The organism is Sphingorhabdus sp. YGSMI21, assembly GCF_002776575.1.
Lineage (GTDB): Bacteria > Pseudomonadota > Alphaproteobacteria > Sphingomonadales > Sphingomonadaceae > Parasphingorhabdus.
This window is the reverse complement of the sequence record NZ_CP022548.1, coordinates 467,953-487,636: the sequence shown is the minus strand read 5'-3', so window position 1 is coordinate 487,636 and position 19,684 is coordinate 467,953. Positions and strand designations below refer to the sequence as shown.

At 58.9% G+C, this 19,684-nt stretch carries 19 protein-coding genes and 1 tRNA gene; 9 read left to right on the top strand and 11 right to left on the bottom strand.

Annotation, left to right across the window (positions count from 1 at the left end):
• The 4 genes from CHN51_RS02270 to CHN51_RS02255 all read right to left on the bottom strand — a co-directional run bounded on the left by CHN51_RS02270 (position 1) and on the right by CHN51_RS02255 (position 6,952).
• Positions 1 to 753: a siderophore-interacting protein gene (locus CHN51_RS02270; RefSeq protein ID WP_100095382.1), complete on the bottom strand. Its 753-nt coding sequence runs from the start codon at positions 751 to 753 to the stop codon at positions 1 to 3.
• Between the two features lie 113 nt (positions 754 to 866).
• A complete protein-coding gene (locus CHN51_RS02265; protein WP_100092560.1) occupies positions 867 to 4,103 on the bottom strand; it encodes an efflux RND transporter permease subunit in 3,237 nt (1,078 codons plus the stop codon).
• Positions 4,100 to 5,470 (bottom strand): HlyD family efflux transporter periplasmic adaptor subunit, encoded by a 1,371-nt coding sequence (locus CHN51_RS02260; protein ID WP_100092559.1) that lies wholly within the window; start codon positions 5,468 to 5,470, stop codon positions 4,100 to 4,102. Before CHN51_RS02260 ends, CHN51_RS02265 begins: the two co-directional genes overlap by 4 nt.
• Complete coding sequence (locus tag CHN51_RS02255) at positions 5,471 to 6,952, bottom strand: TolC family protein (protein WP_164088958.1); 1,482 nt, start codon at positions 6,950 to 6,952, stop codon at positions 5,471 to 5,473. It lies immediately after the preceding gene.
• Positions 6,953 to 7,088: 136 nt separating this feature from the next.
• Between CHN51_RS02255 and CHN51_RS02250 the strand changes: the two genes are divergently transcribed.
• The gene (locus CHN51_RS02250; RefSeq protein WP_100092557.1) at positions 7,089 to 7,730 is read left to right on the top strand and encodes a TetR/AcrR family transcriptional regulator; all 642 of its coding nucleotides are present in this window, start codon (positions 7,089 to 7,091) and stop codon (positions 7,728 to 7,730) included.
• A 16-nt stretch (positions 7,731 to 7,746) separates the two neighbouring features.
• Here the strand turns inward: CHN51_RS02250 and CHN51_RS02245 are convergent, their stop codons facing one another.
• Positions 7,747 to 8,394, bottom strand: coding sequence for a heme exporter protein CcmB (locus CHN51_RS02245; RefSeq protein WP_100095381.1), 648 nt, complete (start codon positions 8,392 to 8,394; stop codon positions 7,747 to 7,749).
• Positions 8,394 to 9,020 carry a heme ABC exporter ATP-binding protein CcmA gene (gene ccmA / locus CHN51_RS02240; RefSeq protein ID WP_100092556.1) on the bottom strand — a complete coding sequence of 209 codons (627 nt, stop codon included), beginning with the start codon at positions 9,018 to 9,020 and terminating at the stop codon, positions 8,394 to 8,396. Before ccmA ends, CHN51_RS02245 begins: the two co-directional genes overlap by 1 nt.
• A gap of 53 nt (positions 9,021 to 9,073) precedes the next feature.
• On the opposite strand from ccmA, the gene CHN51_RS02235 reads away from it, so the two are divergent.
• Positions 9,074 to 9,370 carry a 4a-hydroxytetrahydrobiopterin dehydratase gene (locus CHN51_RS02235; protein ID WP_100092555.1) on the top strand — a complete coding sequence of 99 codons (297 nt, stop codon included), beginning with the start codon at positions 9,074 to 9,076 and terminating at the stop codon, positions 9,368 to 9,370.
• A 3-nt stretch (positions 9,371 to 9,373) separates the two neighbouring features.
• On the opposite strand, the gene CHN51_RS02230 is transcribed toward CHN51_RS02235, so the two are convergent.
• Complete coding sequence (locus tag CHN51_RS02230) at positions 9,374 to 10,207, bottom strand: SDR family oxidoreductase (protein ID WP_100092554.1); 834 nt, start codon at positions 10,205 to 10,207, stop codon at positions 9,374 to 9,376.
• A 109-nt stretch (positions 10,208 to 10,316) separates the two neighbouring features.
• Between CHN51_RS02230 and CHN51_RS02225 the strand changes: the two genes are divergently transcribed.
• From CHN51_RS02225 to CHN51_RS02210, 4 genes are read left to right on the top strand one after another with little or no spacing between them, the layout of a single operon-like run.
• Positions 10,317 to 11,090 carry an ABC transporter ATP-binding protein gene (locus CHN51_RS02225; protein ID WP_100092553.1) on the top strand — a complete coding sequence of 258 codons (774 nt, stop codon included), beginning with the start codon at positions 10,317 to 10,319 and terminating at the stop codon, positions 11,088 to 11,090.
• Positions 11,087 to 12,622, top strand: coding sequence for an ABC transporter permease/substrate-binding protein (locus tag CHN51_RS02220; RefSeq protein WP_100092552.1), 1,536 nt, complete (start codon positions 11,087 to 11,089; stop codon positions 12,620 to 12,622). Before CHN51_RS02225 ends, CHN51_RS02220 begins: the two co-directional genes overlap by 4 nt.
• Positions 12,623 to 12,624: 2 nt before the next feature.
• Complete coding sequence (locus CHN51_RS02215; RefSeq protein ID WP_240616834.1) at positions 12,625 to 13,152, top strand: hypothetical protein; 528 nt, start codon at positions 12,625 to 12,627, stop codon at positions 13,150 to 13,152.
• A gap of 14 nt (positions 13,153 to 13,166) precedes the next feature.
• Entirely contained in the window at positions 13,167 to 13,943 is a 777-nt protein-coding gene (locus CHN51_RS02210; RefSeq protein ID WP_100092551.1) for an SDR family NAD(P)-dependent oxidoreductase, read from the top strand.
• Positions 13,944 to 13,946: 3 nt separating this feature from the next.
• Here the strand turns inward: CHN51_RS02210 and CHN51_RS02205 are convergent, their stop codons facing one another.
• The gene (locus CHN51_RS02205) at positions 13,947 to 14,564 is read right to left on the bottom strand and encodes a DNA-3-methyladenine glycosylase (RefSeq protein ID WP_100092550.1); all 618 of its coding nucleotides are present in this window, start codon (positions 14,562 to 14,564) and stop codon (positions 13,947 to 13,949) included.
• 92 nt (positions 14,565 to 14,656) lie between these two features.
• On the opposite strand from CHN51_RS02205, the gene CHN51_RS02200 reads away from it, so the two are divergent.
• Positions 14,657 to 14,974, top strand: a complete 318-nt coding sequence (locus CHN51_RS02200; RefSeq protein ID WP_100092549.1) for a 2Fe-2S iron-sulfur cluster-binding protein — start codon at positions 14,657 to 14,659, stop codon at positions 14,972 to 14,974.
• Between the two features lie 66 nt (positions 14,975 to 15,040).
• Here the strand turns inward: CHN51_RS02200 and CHN51_RS02195 are convergent, their stop codons facing one another.
• Both CHN51_RS02195 and rlmB read right to left on the bottom strand, forming a co-directional pair.
• A complete protein-coding gene (locus tag CHN51_RS02195) occupies positions 15,041 to 15,784 on the bottom strand; it encodes a hypothetical protein (RefSeq protein ID WP_100092548.1) in 744 nt (247 codons plus the stop codon).
• A gap of 2 nt (positions 15,785 to 15,786) precedes the next feature.
• On the bottom strand, positions 15,787 to 16,533 hold the full coding sequence (gene rlmB / locus CHN51_RS02190; RefSeq protein WP_100092547.1) for a 23S rRNA (guanosine(2251)-2'-O)-methyltransferase RlmB: 747 nt from the start codon (positions 16,531 to 16,533) through the stop codon (positions 15,787 to 15,789).
• Positions 16,534 to 16,668: 135 nt separating this feature from the next.
• Here rlmB and CHN51_RS02185 point away from each other — a divergent pair.
• Positions 16,669 to 16,754, top strand: a tRNA-Tyr gene (locus CHN51_RS02185).
• A 102-nt stretch (positions 16,755 to 16,856) separates the two neighbouring features.
• The gene (locus CHN51_RS02180) at positions 16,857 to 18,566 is read left to right on the top strand and encodes a hypothetical protein (RefSeq protein WP_123906217.1); all 1,710 of its coding nucleotides are present in this window, start codon (positions 16,857 to 16,859) and stop codon (positions 18,564 to 18,566) included.
• 306 nt (positions 18,567 to 18,872) lie between these two features.
• On the opposite strand, the gene CHN51_RS02175 is transcribed toward CHN51_RS02180, so the two are convergent.
• Positions 18,873 to 19,619 carry a hypothetical protein gene (locus CHN51_RS02175; protein ID WP_123906216.1) on the bottom strand — a complete coding sequence of 249 codons (747 nt, stop codon included), beginning with the start codon at positions 19,617 to 19,619 and terminating at the stop codon, positions 18,873 to 18,875.
• Positions 19,620 to 19,684: the final 65 nt, after the last annotated feature.

Here is a 19,684-nt window from a genome sequence, read left to right as displayed (position 1 = left end):
TCAGCCGCCGGCCTGCGCATCGGCGCGCTTGATCTGCTTGTGGTCGTCTTCGATCAGGCCGCGCTTCCAGTAGCTTGAGATATAGAGGCGATCGGGCCCGAAACCCTGCTCGACGCGCAGATATTCACGCAGCAGCTTCATCGCCTCGAACTCGCAGGCAACCCAGGCATAAGCCAGATCGCCCACCGCAGGCAGCGCGCGCGCGGCATCGGCGAGAAGCGCGGGATTGGCGCCCAGATCGGCGTCGACCAGCCAGTGGACCGTTACGCCGTCCGGCTTGGTGAGCGCCTGCCTGTCGGCCTCGTCCCGGACAAGCAGGATCGCATCCCCGGTCGCGTCCGCGGGCAGGGCTTCCAGATTGACCGAAATGGCGGGCAGGGCGGTCATGTCACCGACCAGCAGGAATGGTCCGCACCCCTCGGGCAACGGCTTGGCATCGCCGGGACCGCCAAGCCGGATCATGTCGCCCGGCTGCGCCTTGAGCGCCCAGCCTGTCGCGGGCCCGGAATCCTCGTCCGACCCGTGCAGGGCAAAATCGACGGCTATGCCGTTTTCTGACTGGTGGCGGATCGTATAGGTCCGCACCAGAGGCCGCCCGCCTTCGGGCCCGGGCAGCATCAGCTTGACATAGCCGCCGCTCTGGCCGGCGGGGAAACCGGCCAAGCCGTCACCGCCCAGTGTCACGCGGTGCATATTGGGGGTGACGCGAACGCTGTCCGTCACTTTCAAATTTCTCGGTTCTGGTCGTGCCATATTTTTTCCATTCATTTGGTCTTGTGGTTATCCATTCCTGCCCGAAGCGCCATGTGCCACGGGCTCGCAAGTGTAGCGGCACGCGGGCCGGCCATTGTATCTGTCCCCTGCCATCAGGCCGGGACAGAGGGGGAAAACAGGTCGCTCCAATATCGTTTGATCCGCTGCTTGGCGCTATATTCCATCATGGTCATGGCGGGAATCAGCAGTTGCAATATGATCGCTCCGAACAACACGCCGAAACCCAGGCTTGCCGACATCGGGATCAGGAACTGCGCCTGTAGGCTGGTCTCGAAGGTGATCGGGGCGACGCCCAGGAAGGTCGTCAGCGAGGTCAGCATGATCGGCCGGAACCGCGATTTGGTTGCGCTGATGATTGCATCCTCGATTGCCATGCCCTCGCGGAGATTTTCGTTGGTAAAGTCGATCAGGATCAGCGACCCGTTCACGATCACGCCGGACAGGGCGATCATGCCGAACATGCTGAGTACGCCGAGCGGCAGTCCCAGAATCAGGTGGCCGATCAGCGCGCCGATGATGCCAAAGGGGATCACGGCCATGATGATCAGCGGCTGCATATAGGAGCGAAATGGTATCGCCAGCAGCGCGTAGATCATCAGCAAGGCCGCGCCAAAGGCGATACCCAGATCACCGAAGGAATCTTCCTGCTCCTGCTGTTCGCCGCCGAAACTGTACAGCAATTGCGGATAGTCCGCCTGCAGTTCGGGCATGATCTCGTCGGTCAGTTGCTTGGCGATTTCCTGGCTGGTGACGATATTGGTGTCGATATCGGCGGTTACCGTCGTGATCCGTCTGCCGTCGGTCCGGCGGATGACCGCAGGGGCCTGGCCGAAGGAGACCTCGGCCAAGGTGGCGAGCGGGACTTCACCGCCCGGAACGCGGACGCGGAAGCGCTCGACGTCGATGATCGAATTGCGTTCCTCTTCCGGCAAGCGGATATAGACGCGCATGTCTTCCGACCCGCGCTGTACGCGCAGCGCCTCGCTACCGAAGAAGGCGGCACGCACCTGCAGCGCGACATCCTGAAGGGTCACGCCCAGCGACCGCGCCTCGGGCTTCAGCCGCAACTGGATTTCCTTGAGGCCCTGATCCTGATCGCTCTCGATATCGAACACGCCGGAAAAGCGGTTCAGCCTCTCCATCAGTTTCAGCGAGGCGGATTCCACCACCGCCGGATCGGGATCGGAAAGCTGTACATCGACCGGCGCGCCGATCGATATCAGGTCCGATGCGAAGACCAGCGAGCGCGCTTCGACGACCGGTCCGACCTTTTCGCGCCATGCATTTTCAAAGTCCCGGGAAGCCAGCGCGCGCTCGTCCCCCGGGGTGAAGCTGAACTGGACGCTGGCAATATTCGAGGAGAAGCCGCCATTTGTGAAGTCCGGGCCGCTGCTCCGGGGCTCCTGCCCGATCAGGGTGAATATGCCGCGCAGGGGCGACTCAGCGTCCTCGTCTTCCCGCTTTTCAAATTCCGCAAATGTCTCGCGGCCCTTCTGCTCGATGAAGCGGGCCATTTTTTCGGTCTCCGCAATTGTTGTTCCGGTCGGCATTTCCAGACTGGCGGTGACGACATCGGCTTCGATAGCGGGAAAGAAGGAATTCTTGATAATGCCCGCCGGGATCAGCGAGCCGATCAGGATGAGCAGGGCCAGACTGCCGGCGAGGATCACGAACGGCATGCGCACGGCATAGCGGACCGCCCGATCGAGCGGTCCGTTGACGAACTTCTGATATTCGACATCGACCTTGGTCTGCACCCGTTCGAAAAAGCGGGTGACGGGATTGCGTGTCGGCGTGCCGGGGGCCGGCAAGTGGCTGAGATGATTGGGAAGAATCAACAGGCTTTCAACCAGCGACAGGAAGAGGACCGCCACGACGACGAGCGGGATGTCGGCCAGAATCTTGCCCATGACGCCGCCGATCGCAAACAGGGGGGAAAAGGCGGCAACGGTTGTCAGAACGGCAAAGATGACCGGCATGGTGACCCGCCGGGCGCCGCTGACCGCTGCGCCCATTCCGGTGCGGCCGGCCTCGCGCCGGGCATAGACGCTCTCGCCGACGACAATCGCGTCATCGACCACCAGCCCGAGGGCCAGTATGAAGCCGAACAGGGAGAACATGTTGATGCTCGATCCCGCCAGATCGAGCAGGAAAATCGCGCCGACAAATGTAACCCCGATGCCCAGCGCGGTCCAGGCCGCGAGCCGTATGTCGAGAAACAGGGTAAGTGCGATCAGCACCAGAAACAGACCGATCGCCGCGTTTTTCAGCAATAGCGTCAGCCGGTCGTTCAGCAATTCGCTGTCATCGCTCCAGATCGCATAGGAAATGCCCTCCGGCAGCGAGTGGGCGAACGGCCCTTCGAGATATTCCCTGGTGGCGCGGGACACATCAAGCACACGCTCGTCGCTGCTGCGGAAAACCTCGACAAAGGCCACCGGCTTGCCGTTGTACAGGGATACGAGATCGGCATCCTCGAACTCGTCGCGGATATTCGCGATCTGTCCAAGCCGGATCAGCGCGCCATTTTCGTTGCTCACCAGCACGATGTCTTCGAAATTCTGCTGGTTGTAATTCTGGCCGATGGTCCGGACGCGCACTTCTTCGCTGTCGGTATCGATCGAGCCGGCGGGACTGTCGAGACTGCTGGCGGCGACGGTGCGCGATATGTCGTTCAGCGAAAGCCCGAAAGCCTGCAGCGTATCCTGCGGCACCTCGATCGACACTTCGTAATCGCGGATCGAGCTGGTGTCGACGAAGGAGATTTCCGGCAGCGCAGCGAGCGAGTCCTCCAGCCGATAGGCGGTCTCCTTCAGCGCGCTTTCCGAAACATCGCCGAAAATGGCGATGCGCACGACGCTTTGCCGCGTGGTCAGTTCACGTACGCTGGGTTCTTCCGCTTCGGCGGGGAAGGACTGGATCTGGTCTATCTCGGCTTTGACATCATCCAGTGCCCGGTCGATATCGGTACCCAGTTCCAGTTCGATCGACACCGATCCGGTATTCTCGGCAGCAGTCGACTTGATCTGTTTGACATTCTCCACCGCCTCGACGGCTTCCTCGATCTTCTGGACGATCGACTCCTCTACCTCGTCCGGCGTGGCGCCGGGATAGGCGACGCTGACCTGGATCGTGTCGAGACTGTTCTCCGCGAACACCTCCTGGACAATCGTCCGGTAGGACATGATACCGGCGACGATCAGGAATATCATCAGCAGATTGGCGGCGACACCGTTGCGCGCCATGAAGGCGACAACGCCGCTCTGCTGCAATATCTCCGTGCTCGGCTGTTCCGGCAGGGACGGATCTCGATTGGCTGAATCTGTCATTTAACCGCTTTGGCCTTTGGTTCCGCCTTGGCGGCGGGCTTCGCAGCTGCAGCCGATGTCCGCGGCTGGGCAACCCGAACGCGCAGGCCTTCGGTCGCAACCTTCAGATTGCCGGTAACGGCGACCGGATCGGGTCCCAGTCCCTTGGTGCTAATCAGCGCGCTCTTGTCGGTTCGCTGATATATTTCCACGGTGACGATATGCAATTTGCCGTCCCGCACCAGCCAGACCTCGTTCCCCGCCTGCAGGGCTGCCAGCGGCAGCACGGCATATTCATCCAGCGCCCGGCCGCTGATCTCGGTGTTGACAAAACTGCCGACGAACAGGGGAGGGGCGGAGGATGCCGTGGCTGACTTTCCGTCATTTTCGGCAACAGCCGCCGGCGCGCCACCCCGCAGCGGATTCGGGATGCGCAGATATACGTCAATTGTGCGGGTCTGCGGGTTGAGCACGCCGTTGACGCGGTCAACATAGGCAGGCCAGCGATAGCGGATGCCGCCATAGTCGGAATATATCGCGGCTTCGATCCGGTTGCCCGAACCGGCGCGGAACAGCTGCGGGATAAGCGCCGCATCCTGTTCGGAGAGCGGAATAACCGCTTCATAATCTGCGGTCGCCACCATCGAACCCAGCGCCTGACCGGGCTGAACATAGCTGCCGACGGCTATGTCCTCGGTACGCACAATGCCGGAAAAAGGCGCGCGGACCACGGTGCGTTGCAGCGCCGTCTGGGCATTGGCCAGATTGGCCTGCGCCCGTCGCAGCCCGGCGCGGGCGGATTGCAGCTGCGGCTCTCTTGTTGCCAGACCATTGGTCGCGATATTCTGACGGGCCTGTGGCGTGTCCGCGCCGTTTTTCCTGGCCAAGGCATCCGGCGGCAGGATTTTTGCCGCATAGTCATTGCCGTCAACGCTGGCATAGGCATTGCCGCCGCTGACGGCGCGCTGCTGGAAGCGGTCGAGTTCGGCTTTCGCCAGAGTCACTTCCTCTTGTGCCTGCAGGACCGAAATGCCCTGCGATGCGACATCGGCCTGCGCGGTTTGCACGGCGTTGCGATAATCGGATGTGTCGATGCGGAACAGCACCGCCCCCCGCGCGATGCGCTGGCCTTCGCGCAGGTCCGGATTGACATAGACAAGCTTGCCGGAAACTTCTGCGGCGAGGGTCAGTTCCTCGCGGGCCCGCACGGTTCCCGCGCCCCTGACCATGAGATTGCCGGAACGGATTTCCAGCTTTTCCGCCTGGACCAGCGGGACGAGTTCATCCGGCGCCTTTTCTTCCGGATCGGAACGGAGCAGGATCAGGACCGCAGCGATCAATATTGCCGCGAGCAGGATCAGGCCGCCGATTACGCGTTGCCTTTGCACTTAATTTTCTCCTTGAATGGCCGAAGGGGCGGCCATGATATACGGCGCCTGGGGAACATCGTCCCAGCTGCCACCCAGGGCCCGGTGTACGCCGAGCCGTGCCAATGCCACGTCGCGCGCGGCCGATGAAAGCGATGATTCTACCTGATATTGCGCCCGCAACGCGTCGAGATAATCGACATAGCTGCCGACGCCATTGGCAAAGCGGCGGGACTGCAGGCCTGCTGCCGCTTCCGCCTCGTCCAGTTGGGAGAACAGGAACCGGTAGCGCTGCCGCTCTTCCTCATAACGTTCGATAGCCGTGGTGACTTCCTGATAGGCGGTCAGCACGGTGCGCGCATAGACGGCTGTCTGCTGTGCATATTCGGCATCCGCGACCTCGATATTGGCCTGGATCCGGCCACCCTGGAACAGCGGGGCGGTCAGGCCCGCGCCCAGGTTCAGCACCCAATTGTCAAATATGTCGAACACATCCGATGCTTCTCCCGCCTGGCTGCCGGTGCTCGCAGAAAGGCTGAGCGATGGGAAGCGTTCCGCTCGCCGCGCGCCGAGATTATAGCGTGCCGATTCGAGCCGCTGGCCTTCGGCAAAGACATCCGGACGCTGGGCCAGCAGGTCGATCGGCAGGCCGGAGGGGACCGGTGCGAAGTCCAGCTTGGGGGTCAGGCTCCCGCCGATCAGCTCGTCCATATTATTGGCATATCGGCCGACCAGAACGGCCAGTTGACCTTCCGTCGCCGCCAGCTGGCTTTCCCGCTGCGGCAGACTGGCCTGTACGTTGCGGAAATCCTGACGGATCTGATAGAGTTCGAAAGAGGTGATCAGGCCGCGGCTATAGCGGTTCTCGCTTTGCTCGACCCGATCACCGAGGACATCGATGATGCGGGTGGTGAGCGCGATCTGGTGGCGCGCATCGACGATGTCGAAATAGCTGGTGATCGCTTCCGCCAGCACCGCCAGGCGAACGGCTTGCAGATCGGCGGCGGAGGCAATGGCGTCGGCGCGGCCGGCCCGCGCATCATTGCGCAGCTTGCCCCAGATATCCAGCTCATAGGAAAAGGCGAGGCTGGAGGAATAGGTTTCGTTCTGGAGCCGTCCTCCTCCGGCCACCGCACCAAAGCTGGTTCCGGCGGTCGGCGAATCCGAATAGCTGCTGTCCAGTCCGGCATTGATCTGCGGGAACAGACCGCTTTTGGAGATACGCGCCCGTGCCTCGGCGGCGCGCAATCTGGCTGACGCCTCTGCCAGATCCAGATTCTTGCTCAGCGCTTCGTCGAGCAGATTGTCGAGCACCGGATCCTCGAACGATGTCCACCAGCGCGCGGGTTGATAGCGACCATCGGCTTCGCCCTGTTCAAAGGATGGCGGCATGTCGGCGGCGATCCCGGGGGCAGGCGAATCGGGTGCGAGACTCGCGCAGCCACTGACGGCGAACGCCATCGCAAGCAGCGTAAAACGGGGGCTCCTGAACTGTTTTGTCACAAATTTATCCGCGGTTGAATCGGCTTGGCCTTTACCAAGCATCAATAATATGTCATCAAAGAAATTGAACGTCAACGTTTAAATTGAACGCAAACGTTCAATTTGTGAATATTTTCGTCCGGAAAGGAATATAATCGTGGAAAATACGGAGGTTGATATGCTGAAAGAACGGGCCGACCGCCCTTCCAGCCAGCGCAAGATCGCCAAGATTCTGGCCGCTGCCCGTATCGAATTCTTCACTTCCGGCTTTTCCGCCTCCAGCATCGAGGCGATCGCCGCGCGCGCCGAAGTCTCGAAGGTCACCATCTATAGCTGGTTCAAAAACAAGGAAAATCTTTTTGCCGAGGTGGTCAAGGCGCAATGCCGTGAAATGAGCGAAAGCCTGGTCGGCGAAAATTCAAAGACCAGAAGTCTGCGCGAGACCCTGATCTCGGCGGCCGAAAATATGCTGAGCGCGATAATGGTAGAGGAAAGAATCCGTTTTGACCGGATAATGGCCGCAGAAGTCAATCGGGACCCCAAAGTCGGCGCCTATTTTCTCGACAATGGCCCCCGCGCGCTGTTGCAGAATCTCATCGATCTGCTCAAAATCTCGCGGGACAAGGGCGAAATCCAGAGTGACAATCTGGTCTTTTCGGCAGAAATGTTCGTGAGTCTCGTAATCGGGAGAATCGATGTGTTTCTTCGCTATGGCGAGACAATCAAGCTGACCACGCCACAGAAACGCGAGCGCGCCAAGCGGGCCGTCGATGCCTGGATGCTCATCCACCAGAAATAATCTGGCGGAAAGCGGTTTATTCCCGAACCGCGCCCAGCGCAGCACCCGCGACAAAAGGGGTGATGGCGACCAGCAGCAGCGAAATGGCCGAGAGAAACAGCAGGGCGCTGCTGCCCTGCGCCGAAAGGCTTCCCGCGCCGAAAATCAGCAGGGGAATGGCAAGCGGAACCAGCAGCAGTCCGCCCAGCGCGCCCGCTCCCTTCATCCCGGCGGTGAGTGCCGCGATCATCACCGCAAGGCCGGCTAGCGCCGGTGTCGCGATCGCCAGACTCGCGAGCAGCCTGCCAAAGGCTTCGCCTTCCAGACCCATCAGTCCGCTCGCCAGAAATGCAGCCAGCAACAGCGGCGGACCAAAAGCCAGCCAGTGGGACACCAGCCGCGCGGCGGCGATTGTCTCATCAGACAGGCCGCGGACGATCATCTGGTCGTAAACGCCATTGTCGAGATCGGGCTGGATCAGCCGGTCGAGCGGCAGCAGAGTCGCCAGCAAGGCCGCGATCCACAGGATGCCGCCGCCGGTCTGCAGCAGCAAAGCGCGGTCCGGACCCACAGCAAAGGGAAATAATGTTGCTGCCGAAAGATAGAATATCACCGGCAGCCAGGTTCCGCCGCTCGCATAGCTCTGCCGCACATCGCGCCAGATGATGGTGGCAAAGCTGTGCATCACAAACATGCCTCCAACTCTTCCAGCGGTTCGAGCTGCAGGGCGTAATCAAAAGCAATCGGAAGCGGGATATGGCTGGCCGCAAGAATGATCCCGCCGCTATCGAGATGCTCCTGTAACATGCGTCCCATTTGATCCACCGAATCGCTATCCAGGCCATTGGCTGGCTCGTCGAGCAGCCACAGCCTGGCATCTGCCAGATAGGTGCGTGCCAGCCGCGCCCGCTGTCTCTGCCCGGTTGAAAAATAGCGCACCGGCACTTCTGCCAGATGGTCCAGACCCGCCCGTGTCATCGCAGCAGCGGCATCGTCCGGTGTCTTGCCGTCCAGTTTCGCCCAGAAGGCCAATGCCTGTTCGAGCGGCAGATGCTCGTCCAGCGCCAGCCGGTCATCGCAGAGGGATTTTCTGTCCGGAGCCATGAAGGTTCCCGCCACCGGCTGGAGCAGGCCGGCCAGCAGCCGCAACAGGCTGGATTTGCCGACACCATTGGGGCCGGTGAGCAATCCGGCCTGTCCCGGTTGCAGCGAAAAAGTGAGGTTGCGGAACAATAGTCGCTCGCCGCGCACACAGCTCAACGCCTCGGCGACTAGCCGATCATGGCTTCCGGTTGACTGGGTCTTGCTCATCGCACAGACTTAAGACATGGATTGGCACGAAAGCCAAGCAAGGAGCGATAAATATGGTGGCGCAACTGAATGACGTCGAACGCAAGGCGGCTCTCGCCAAGCTGCCGGACTGGGAATATGACGGGGAGCGTGACGCCATCAGCCGCTCGTTCAAATTCTCCGATTTCACCGAAGCTTTTGCCTTCATGACCCGCGTCGCGTTGCACGCAGAGAAGACCGATCACCATCCCGAATGGTTCAACGTCTACAATCGCGTCGACATATTGCTGACCACGCATGACGCGGGTGAAAATGGCGGATTGTCGCAGCGCGACCTTGATCTGGCTGCTGTGATCGAGGCCTGCGCCTAGGCGCTAATTTTCTTCCGATCCGGCAAGAACGTCGCCGAGGTTGCTCGCCAGACTGACCGACTGCTTGCGCACGCGGCCGGGCATCCAGCGGGCGGCAAAGGCCAGCTGTTTTGCCATTTTGTTGACCGGTGTGTGCAGCTTGTCGCCATGAACGGCGCCCCAGGCCGCCGGACCGATGATAGAGACCGGACTGACCATGACGCCCGCTTCCTCAAGCCGTTCCTTGCCGCTCTGGTTGGTGCCCTCGACGACCTCGGAAATGATATTGGTGTCGATGAAGCCCGGCATCAGCGAGCGCGACTTGATGCCATATTTGCGCAATTCGATATCATGCGATTCGGCCAGGCCGCGCACGGCAAATTTGGTCGCGCTGTAGACGCTCAGGTCGGCGACCCCGTAAATGCCCGCTGCCGAAGCCGTATAGAGAATGCAGCTGTCGGGCGTGCTCTTGAGCATCTCGAAACAGGCGCGGGTGCCGCTAATTACGCCGGTCAGGTTGATTGCGATCATCCGGTCGATGGCCGCGTCTTCCATATCCTGGATCGCCCCGCCTTCGCCGATACCGGCATTGTTGAACAGGACATTCATCGTGCCGCCGGTGATCGCGCCAAATTCGGAAACCGCCTGTTTCCATTGCGCCCGGTCGGTCACGTCGAGCTTGTGGACAGAGCTTTGGCCTTCGGGCAACAGCGCTGCCGTTTCGGCCATGCCCTTGTCATTGACATCGGCAATCCCGACGAACCAGCCTTGCGCTGCGAAATAGCGACCGACTTCGCGACCGAGACCGGAGGCCCCTCCCGTGATGAAAATAGATTTCTGCCCACTTTGATAGCCCATGAATCCGCTCCCGCCTCGTTATTAACATTGATGTTCATTCGAGCGGTTTTTGACGCGAACGTCAAGTGAAGTTGGACATGCGCGATAAAGCGCGTCACTATATATTCCGATGCCTGTTTCCGGTCCTTCCATCAGCCTGCACAAGCTGAGCCGCCATTACGGTACGGTTCGCGCTGTTGACGGGGTTTCGCTGGAAATAGCGGCGGGCAGTCTGGTCGCTCTGGTCGGCCTGTCGGGCTCGGGAAAATCGACCCTGCTGAAGATGATAAACCGGCTGGTCGAACCGGATAGCGGTACAATTTTCATCGCTGACGAAGCCATCGACTCGGTCGATCCCCATATCCTGCGGCGGCGGATCGGCTATGTGTTCCAGAATATCGGCCTGTTCCCGCATATGACCATCGCGCGCAATATCGCCATCGGGCTGGAACTGGCAGGCGAGACAGAGGGCAGGGACGAGAGGGTCACCGAATTGCTCGATCTGGTCGAACTGCCGCAGGAGATGGCCTCGCGCCTGCCGGATCAGTTGAGCGGCGGCCAGCAACAGCGCGTCGGCGTCGCCCGGGCGCTGGCGACGCGGCCCGGCCTGATGCTGATGGACGAGCCCTTTGGCGCGCTCGACCCGGTGACCCGCGATAGCCTGACCGACCAGTATAAGGCGCTGCACCAGCGGCTAGGCCTGACCACGATCATCGTCACCCATGATATGGCCGAAGCGCTCTATCTGGCAGACCGCATCCTGGTGATGGAGGGCGGGCAGATCAAAGCGGATGCCACGCCCGCCGAACTGCTGTCCGGCGATGTCGGCGAGGAAGCCGAGGCGCTGGTCGCCATCCCCCGGGCGCAGGCCGCGCATCTCATCGTCTTGGGTAAAAAGTCATGACCGAGGCGTGGCAACAGGCTTTGTCGCGGGTGCCGGAATTGCTCGCCGCCCATGTCCAGATCAGCGTCTCGGCGCTGGCCTTGGCGATGCTCATCTGCCTGCCGCTCGCCATCTGGGCGGCGCGGTCACCCAGAGTGGCGGCGGTCGCGCTGACGCTTGCCAGCCTGATCCAGACGATCCCCGGGTTGGCGCTGCTGGCGCTCTTCTATCCGCTGCTGCTCGGCATATCGGCGCTGATCGGTGGCGGCCTATCCGCCTTCGGTTTTCTGCCGGCGCTACTCGCGCTGACTCTCTATGCCTTGCTGCCGATCCTGCGCAACGCGGTAACCGGATTGTCCGGGGTCGATCCGGCAGCGAAGGAAGCGGCGGACGGTCTCGGCATGACCAGCAGCCAGAAATTATATTATGTCGAAGCGCCTCTGGCGGCGCCTACGATCATGGCCGGTATCCGCACCGCTGCGGTCTGGACCATCGGCGCAGCGACGCTGTCCACCACGGTTGGTCAGCCCAGCCTTGGCGATCTGATTTTCGCCGGATTGCAGACGCAGAACTGGACATTGGTGCTGGCCGGTTGCCTGTTCTCCGCGGTGCTTGCGATTTCGGTCGATCTTCTGCTCGGGCTGATCGAGCGGGGCATCCGCGAACGGCGCCGGATATTGGCTTGGGCCGGGATGGCGATTATTGCCGCAGGCCTGCTGGTCGCGACGCTGCCGCTGATGATCGCCCGCGACAATATCGTGGTGATCGGGGCCAAGGGCTTTTCCGAACAATATATACTCGCCCGGCTGATCGGAGAGCGGCTGGAAGAGGCGGGCTATGCCGTTCGCTACCGCGACGGGCTGGGCTCCGCTGTGGTCTATCAGGCTTTGTCCGAGGGTGATGTCGATGTCTATGTCGACTATTCCGGCACGATCTGGACCAACCAGATGCAGCGCAGCGACAGCCAGCCGAAATCCGCGATGCTCGACACGATCGGTCAATGGACCAGCGCCAATCACGGGGTGAAAATGCTCGGCGCGCTGAGATTTGAAAATACTTATGCCTTTGCCGTGCGACCGGAAGACGCCCGGACAAAGTCGCTGCGGACGCTGGATGATCTGGCGCGGGTGTCGAGCGATTTCAATTTCGGCACCGATGTCGAATTTCTGGAGCGGCCCGAATGGCAAATGGTGCGCGATGCCTATCCGATCCGCTTCAAACATGCCCGCTCGTTCAGCCCGACCTTCATGTATCCGGCGCTCGCCAGTGGCGAGGTCGACGTTATCTCGGCCTTTTCGTCCGACGGCCGGATTGCGGCCAACGGATTTATCGTACTGGACGATATCAGGGGGGCGGTGCCATCCTATGAGGCGATCCTGCTGCTGGCGCCAGAGCGCGGTGGCGACGATAAATTTATTGCCGCACTAAAACCCCTGATCGGCGCAATCACGGTAGAAAATATGCGCGAGGCCAATTATACGGTCGACCGGGACGGGGACAAGAAAACGCCCCGGCAAGCCGCACGCTGGCTGAACGATAAATTGAGGGAATGAATGTGAAATCTGCTTTTGCCTGTCTGTTGAGAATCTCCGGTCTGGCTGCGTTGCTGTTCATGGTAAGCTTCTCGGTCGCGGCGCGGGCGGAAGTGACGGTCACGTTCTATTCGCATGATTTCGGCAAGAATTTCCCGCACGCTTTCTTTGTCGCGAAGGGCGAACTGGCCGATGGCCAGAAAGTCGACACCGGATTCGGCTTTACCGCAATCAACGTGTCGCCGGGCATCTTGTTCGGATCGGTCAAGGGCCACGTCAAAGCTCCATCCGCCGACTATATCGCCAGCAGCAACCCGCATTTCACCGTGAAAGTGAGCGACAAGAAATATCGCGAACTGCTCGGCGTGGTCAAAAAATGGCAGGCTATCCCGCAAAAAAGCTATAGTCTCAACAAACGCAATTGCGTGCATTTCATCAATGACGTGATCAAGACGCTGGACCTCAAGACCAATTTGAAAACGGCCAACTGGAAAAAGCCCCGGTCCTTCATGGAAGAGGTCATGAAACTCAATCCCTTTCTGAAATACTAAAAGAGGCGCGCGATATGACGGACGTTTGCATGATCATCGGGGCAGGCGCCGGCATTGGCGGCCATGTCGGCAAGCGTTTTGCGCAGGACGGCTATCATGTCGCCTTGTGTCGCCGCAGCGATCAGGCCGGACTCGACAAGATGGTCGCCGAAATTGAGGCTGCCGGCGGCAAGGCCTCGGGCCATTTGCTCAACGCGGTGGACGAGGGCGCGATCGAGAAGCTGATCGACGATGTCGAGGCCGATATCGGACCGATCAATGTCGTAGTCTATAATCTCGGCGCGCAGATCGGCAACCGGGCGCTGGCGGATACGCCGCTGAAGACCTTTGAACTGGGCTGGCGGATGGGCACGCTCGGCGTGTTCCGGGTGGCACAAAAGCTGTTCCCAAAGATGGTTGAACGCGGGGGAGGGGCGCTACTGGTGACCTCCGCGACCTCGGCGATGCGCGGCAATGCCGGACAGCATAGTCACGCGGCCGCGATGGGTGGCCGGCGGATGCTCTGCCAGTCGCTCAACGCTGAGTTCGCGCCGCAGAATATCCATGTCGCGCATATATTGATCGATAGCGCGGTCAACGCGCCGGACACTCTGGGCAAACTGCTCGGGCCGGAGCGCTTCGCCAAATTGCGGGAAGCCAAGGCCAATGGCAAGGACGAGATCATGGAACCGGCGGCAATCGCCGACACCTATTTCCATATCGCGCACCAGCATCGCTCGGCCTGGACCTTTGAGCTCGACATGCGCGCTTTCACCGACAGCGCCTGGTGGAATCACCCGGTCGATCTCTAGCCGCTACATCACCATCACATGATAATGGTGCCAGGTAAATATCGCCACGGCGCCGCGATGCGGGGACCAGCTTTGCGCGATATCGCGGACATCCTTTTCCGATGGGCGCGCCGGCAGGCCGAGAAAATCGCCAACACCGACCTGTATCGCAAGATCACCGGCCGGCCAGATATCGGGACGGCCCTGCGCGAACAGAAGATAGATTTCCGCCGACCAGCGGCCAATGCCCTTGACCTTGGTCAGTAGCGCAATCGCTTCCTCATCATCCTGCGGCAGATTGTCGAGGTCGAGGCCACCTGACAAGATCAGCTCCGCCAGGCTTCTGGCATAGCCCTGTTTCTGGCGCGACAGGCCGCAGGCGCGCAGCTCGTCAAATTCGGTGGCAAGGAGCGCTTCGGGGGGACAGCCATCGCCCAGCCGCGCTTCCAGCTTGTTCCAGACCGCTGCTGCCGACGCCACGCTGACCTGCTGTCCGACGATGGTGCGGAGCAAAGTTTCATAGCCTTCCGGCCGGATGCGCGGCTCGGGATAGCCGGAGGATTCAATGGCAGCCGCCAGTCGCGGTTCAACCGCAGCGGCATGGTCCAGTCCGGCTTTGATCATTTCTTTTGATAGGCCCATCGATTTCCCGCTCTTGTTTCGGCCCTTGATTCTTTTTGAAGGTCCAGACATAGCGTGCGGGATTTTCAATGAACAGTCACTAAGGGGTAGCTATGCCAACGATTCACGTAACCGGCCGCGATGGCGAAGAAAAAGCGGTTTCCGTCGATGCCGGAGTCAGCGTCATGGAAGCGATCCGCGACAACGGATTTGACGAATTGCTCGCTCTGTGCGGCGGCTGCTGCTCCTGCGCAACCTGCCATGTCCACATCGACGCGGACTGGAAAGCCAAATTGCCGGAAATGAGCGAAGACGAAGATGATCTGCTGGAAAGCAGCGATCATCGCGACGAATATTCGCGGCTCAGCTGCCAGATCGAATTGTCCGACGAACTCGACGGCCTGAAGGTCCGGATCGCCGAAGAAGACTGATTGCTTCAGACCGAATGCAAAAAGGGGCCGCTTTTCAGCAGCCCCTTTTTTTGTCCGGTTCAAAATCTAGTTGGCCAGTTTGACAATCGCGCGCGGGCTTCCTTCCGGACCGCTTGTCGCGTCTACCTTCCAGTGCATGTTCTTCAGCGAACCATCGACGGTGAGGCCATCTTCGGTATTGTTGGACAGCACGGTGCCATCGGTGACGATGGTGAAGGTCCCGTCGATCAGTTGCGCTTTTGATTCGTCCGATGGACCGCCCAGCGAAGGTGGGCGCAAATTGCCCACCAGTCCGCCAGCGCTTGCCATGGCCGGCGTCAGTATCTCGAGTTCGCCCTTGCTGCGTCTGATGACCTGGACGAAGGGGAATTGCATCGTTGCCCCCGGTATCGTGGGAAAAGCCAGCATCCGGTCGAATTGGCCGCTGATGGCATATTCGACCTCGAACATATTGTCACCGATATATTCGACCTTGTTCCAGCCATCATATTTGGCGAGTTTCGCGGCAAAAAGCTTCAGGCCTTCATCATCGCCGGGTACCGCTCCTCCGAAAATAGAGCGCATCGCGGCGTTTTTCTGGTCTTCCTCGCTTGAACCGCTTTCAGCCTGCTCGCCATCTGCCATGCCGGACGGCGAAGACATGGCATCATCACCGCCCTCAGCGAGCTGCATCTGCCCATTATAGACAAAACTATAGCTGCCGTCGTTCATCAGGCGCAGTTCCGATTCGAATTTGCCCGGAATGAGCAGGCAGCCGGCCAGCAGCAGCGGCGCGACCAGAGCCAGCAGCCATTTGCAAAATCTCTCCACGGCTATTCTCCCCTTTTTCTGGTAAACTCCGCATATAAGGCGATGGCGGCGGCGTTCGACACGTTCAGGCTTTCCATTTTGCTGCTCATCGGCAAGCGGGCCAACGTGTCGCAATGGCCGGCAACATTCTGCCGCAGGCCTTCGCCTTCAGCCCCCATGACCAGCGCGATCTTGCCCGTGCCCATCGCCGGCTCGAGCTCGTCGGCAGCATCACCATCGAGTCCGATTCGCCAGTATCCGGCATCGGCAATATCGTCGAGGGCGCGGGCCAGATTGACCACGCGGACCCAGGGGACGATTTCCAGCGCCCCGGATGCCGATTTTGCCACAACCCCCGATTCGGGCGGGGCATGCCGGTCCTGGGTGATGATCGCCGCCGCGTCAAAGGCAGCGGCGGAGCGCAATATCGCGCCGACATTATGCGGGTCGGTGACCTGGTCCAGCAGAAGCAACGGTCGCTCGCTCTGCTGGTCGAGTATATCGCCGAGCCAGATATCGGGCAGGGGGTCGACATCGGCGACCATGCCCTGATGCGGAGCATCACGCGGAATCACGCGTCCGAGATCGGCAACGTCACTGATCACCACCGGAATATCGTCGGGAATCTCAAGCGTTGCCAGGGCCTCGCGGGTGATCGAGATTTTCTTGATCACCCGTCTCGGATTGTCGAGCGCGGCTTCTACAGCATGACGTCCCCAGAATTTGAGACCACCACCGGTTTTCTTTATCGATTTGTTCTTGCGTGCCATATTGGCTCTCTAGACGCTATGGCTGCTGCCGACAGCCTTTTTTTCTGCAAATTTCAATGGGCAGGCATTGACAGTTTGTCATCCCTTCGTCATTGAGCCGCTCTTGTCGCCGATGGCGGCCTTGGATACCCGGATGGACAGGTGGCCGAGTGGTTAAAGGCAGCAGACTGTAAATCTGCCCGCGTAAGCGTACATAGGTTCGAATCCTATCCTGTCCACCATTACCCTCTAGGGGCCGCAGAAAACCAACAAACCACTGATTTTCCTTAACTTATCCTTTCGCAGAGGGTACATTAAAAGGTACACAATCAGTGGGCATTATATTGAAATATACTAAGCAAAACCCGGCGACAGGTCGTATCGATTACCGCAGAAAGTATCCTGACGATGTGCGGGCTTTTCTTCCCGGCAAACCTGTGGAGCTAAAGCGCTCGCTAAAATCCAAAGATATTCAATCCCCTTCCGCATTGGAGCGATACCACGCTGCTCAAGCTGAATATGCCCGTAATTTAGCAGTAGCGCGAAAAACCAAGGATCGAGCATTCGATATATTGAAACCTCCAATGATTGCTTTGCTTGCGGTCGAATTTGAAAATGGTTGGAGGAAAGAGGCGGACGAGAATTGGACATGGACACCCCCTGACGAAACGGGATCATTGACTGTCACCGACATGATGCTGGTCGATTTCGGGGCTTGGAAGGCTGAACAAGACCTGACCGAGATTGTAGGCTACTGGACGTCCACCGCTCAGAGCCTTGCAGAACGGCAAGGCTTGGTATTGGACCCAACAGACCCTGACCGGCTGGATGGCCTTTGTTGGGCATTGAACGATGCCGCTGTTGAGGTTTGTGTGGCAATTCAAAACGGCACTCAGGGAACGCTGAAACCACAAAGTGAACCTCTAGTTTCCGTTCGACCAAAGGGTACCTCTGATAATCATTGCGAAGCCTTTGAGGCCCTCGTGGTCAAAGTAATGGACTTGCCCAATGTCGATATATCCCCTTCGGTCCGGCAAGAGACCAGCACGGCTTTGAGGTTCCTTCAGGAAGCGTTTGGTTCTCCCACTCCAGCCGAAATAACCCGACCGATGGTAACCGTGTGGATACAGCTTCTGGCCAAGCGGCCCCGACAGTTACCCAAAGAACACCGCAACATTCCCCTGAAAAAACTGGCAGAGATGTACGAGGGGAGGGTCGATGTAGAGCGGCTCGCTCCGCAGACCTATCAAGGACGTGTGTCCTGTTTGGCTAAACGATGGGATGAATTGGCTCGGACAGGTCTAATCGATCAAGACCTCGGTCATCTCGCCAACCCCTTTCGCGGTCACCCCCAAGCCAAGAAAAGGCCATCAAAGGCATCCAAAGGGTTCAGCCCGGAAGAGCTAAGCAGCATATTCAGCTTGCCGATATTCACAGCTGGAGAACGTCCCAACGGTGGGAAGGGAGAGGCCAGTTATTGGATACCGCTGATCCTATTTACGACGGGCGCACGGCCTGAGGAAGTTGCGCAGCTTCTAGTTTCGGATTTTTGGGAAGTTAATGGCCATTGGCTGATGAAGTATACAGATGAGGGGGAGCATCCTGTTAAAGGTCAGCAGTCGTTGAAAACAGATGGACAGTTGTCGGGCCGCAGAACGTTGCCGGTCCCTCAGCGTCTCATTGACCTAAAGTTACCCGAGTATCTTAAATACCTGAAGGCTCAAGGGGAGGTAGCACTGTTCCCTCTATTGCGCACTAAAGGCTCTCGCAATCTGCTCTTCTCGGCATACGGAGAGTGGTGGTCGCTGTACTTGAGGAGCAAGAAGGTCCTGCCCAAAGGAAGGAAGGCCTCTAGGGAGTTTCGGCACGTTTGGACGACTGCGGCGCGGGGAGCTAAGGTTTCATCAGAAGCGCGGTCTTATATTCAGGGACACCGGATCAACACAGGCAACTCACAGTCGGAATACGGGCATTTTGAGGCGTTAGGTGAACATATTCACTTAGTGGACCCGCAAGGGCCCGATTGGTCCAAGGTGATAAGCTGGAAAGCTTAAACCCCTGCATGTCAAACTTGACACCCATGAGATACTAAAGGTTAGTTCTGTAGGTATTATAGCCGCTCTAAACCTGAACACAATTGGTGTCTATCCGTTTGCGTGATGTCGCCAATCCTACTATGCAATATGTATGACAAAGCAACGGCACTCGGCAGAGTCCTCAACCAATTTCCGACAGAGGACAACGGCTTTGGTGAGACCGTTGAAGTTGACGAAACCTAGATCGGCGGCTCGCCATTAAGCATGGTGGGGAGGCACTTGCCGAAGCAGTGCGGGGAACTTTGGTCGGTCATTAACATTTCCCTAGTATGCGGTAATTTCTTTATAGGTATGTTCAGCATTGTCTGCCCAACCTCTTGGCGATGAAGTGTGCTTCAAGGATTTTATCCGCTCCCAGTATTCATCCGCACCCATTCTACCCCCAATCACCGTGAACAGAACAGACAGGCAGAATGTCGGTCTGATGCCCTTTTCTGGAATCAAATATGGTGCGGCGCGTAATATCAATGTTTCATCATCTTTGAGCAGTTTGTCCAGTTGGGCGAGAGTGGTCACACCCAGCGCCACCGCACTCTCTGCATAAGAAAAGGCCCCGATTTCTCTTTCTTTCAGGAGGGGCAAATCCATCCTCTCGGCAATCTTCTCATTAAGTAAACGAACGGTAGGAAAGCCTCTTATATAGGCTCCAAGCGATCCTTCATTTATCTCGGTTGGTGGAACTTCCGACTTGCTGCCCACGGAAGCGTTGACAACTTCTAGTTCGGTGGTTGCTTCCCGCCAAAGTTGATAGGGCGCGATGAAAAGCAGGTTGCCAAGAAATAAAATCAAAAAACCGATACTCAGCGCTTTAAATCCTGTGATTGTGATGGCCCATTCGTCACTAAATGCCCGGTAACCGCCTGGGCTATCTGAAGCCAAGTAGAGCAATAGCAACAACAGGCCACCCACTAGTGCCTTTCCCAACAGATCAAGCCAGTCACGTGCAATCAGCGTGTGCCACGCATTGCGAACTGATCGCTGTAGCAAATGCGAAATATAGAACTTGACCAAACTGATTGAATCCCTCCCGTTCATTGGACGGAAATACTACATATAGAAGCACATGACGCAAGGAG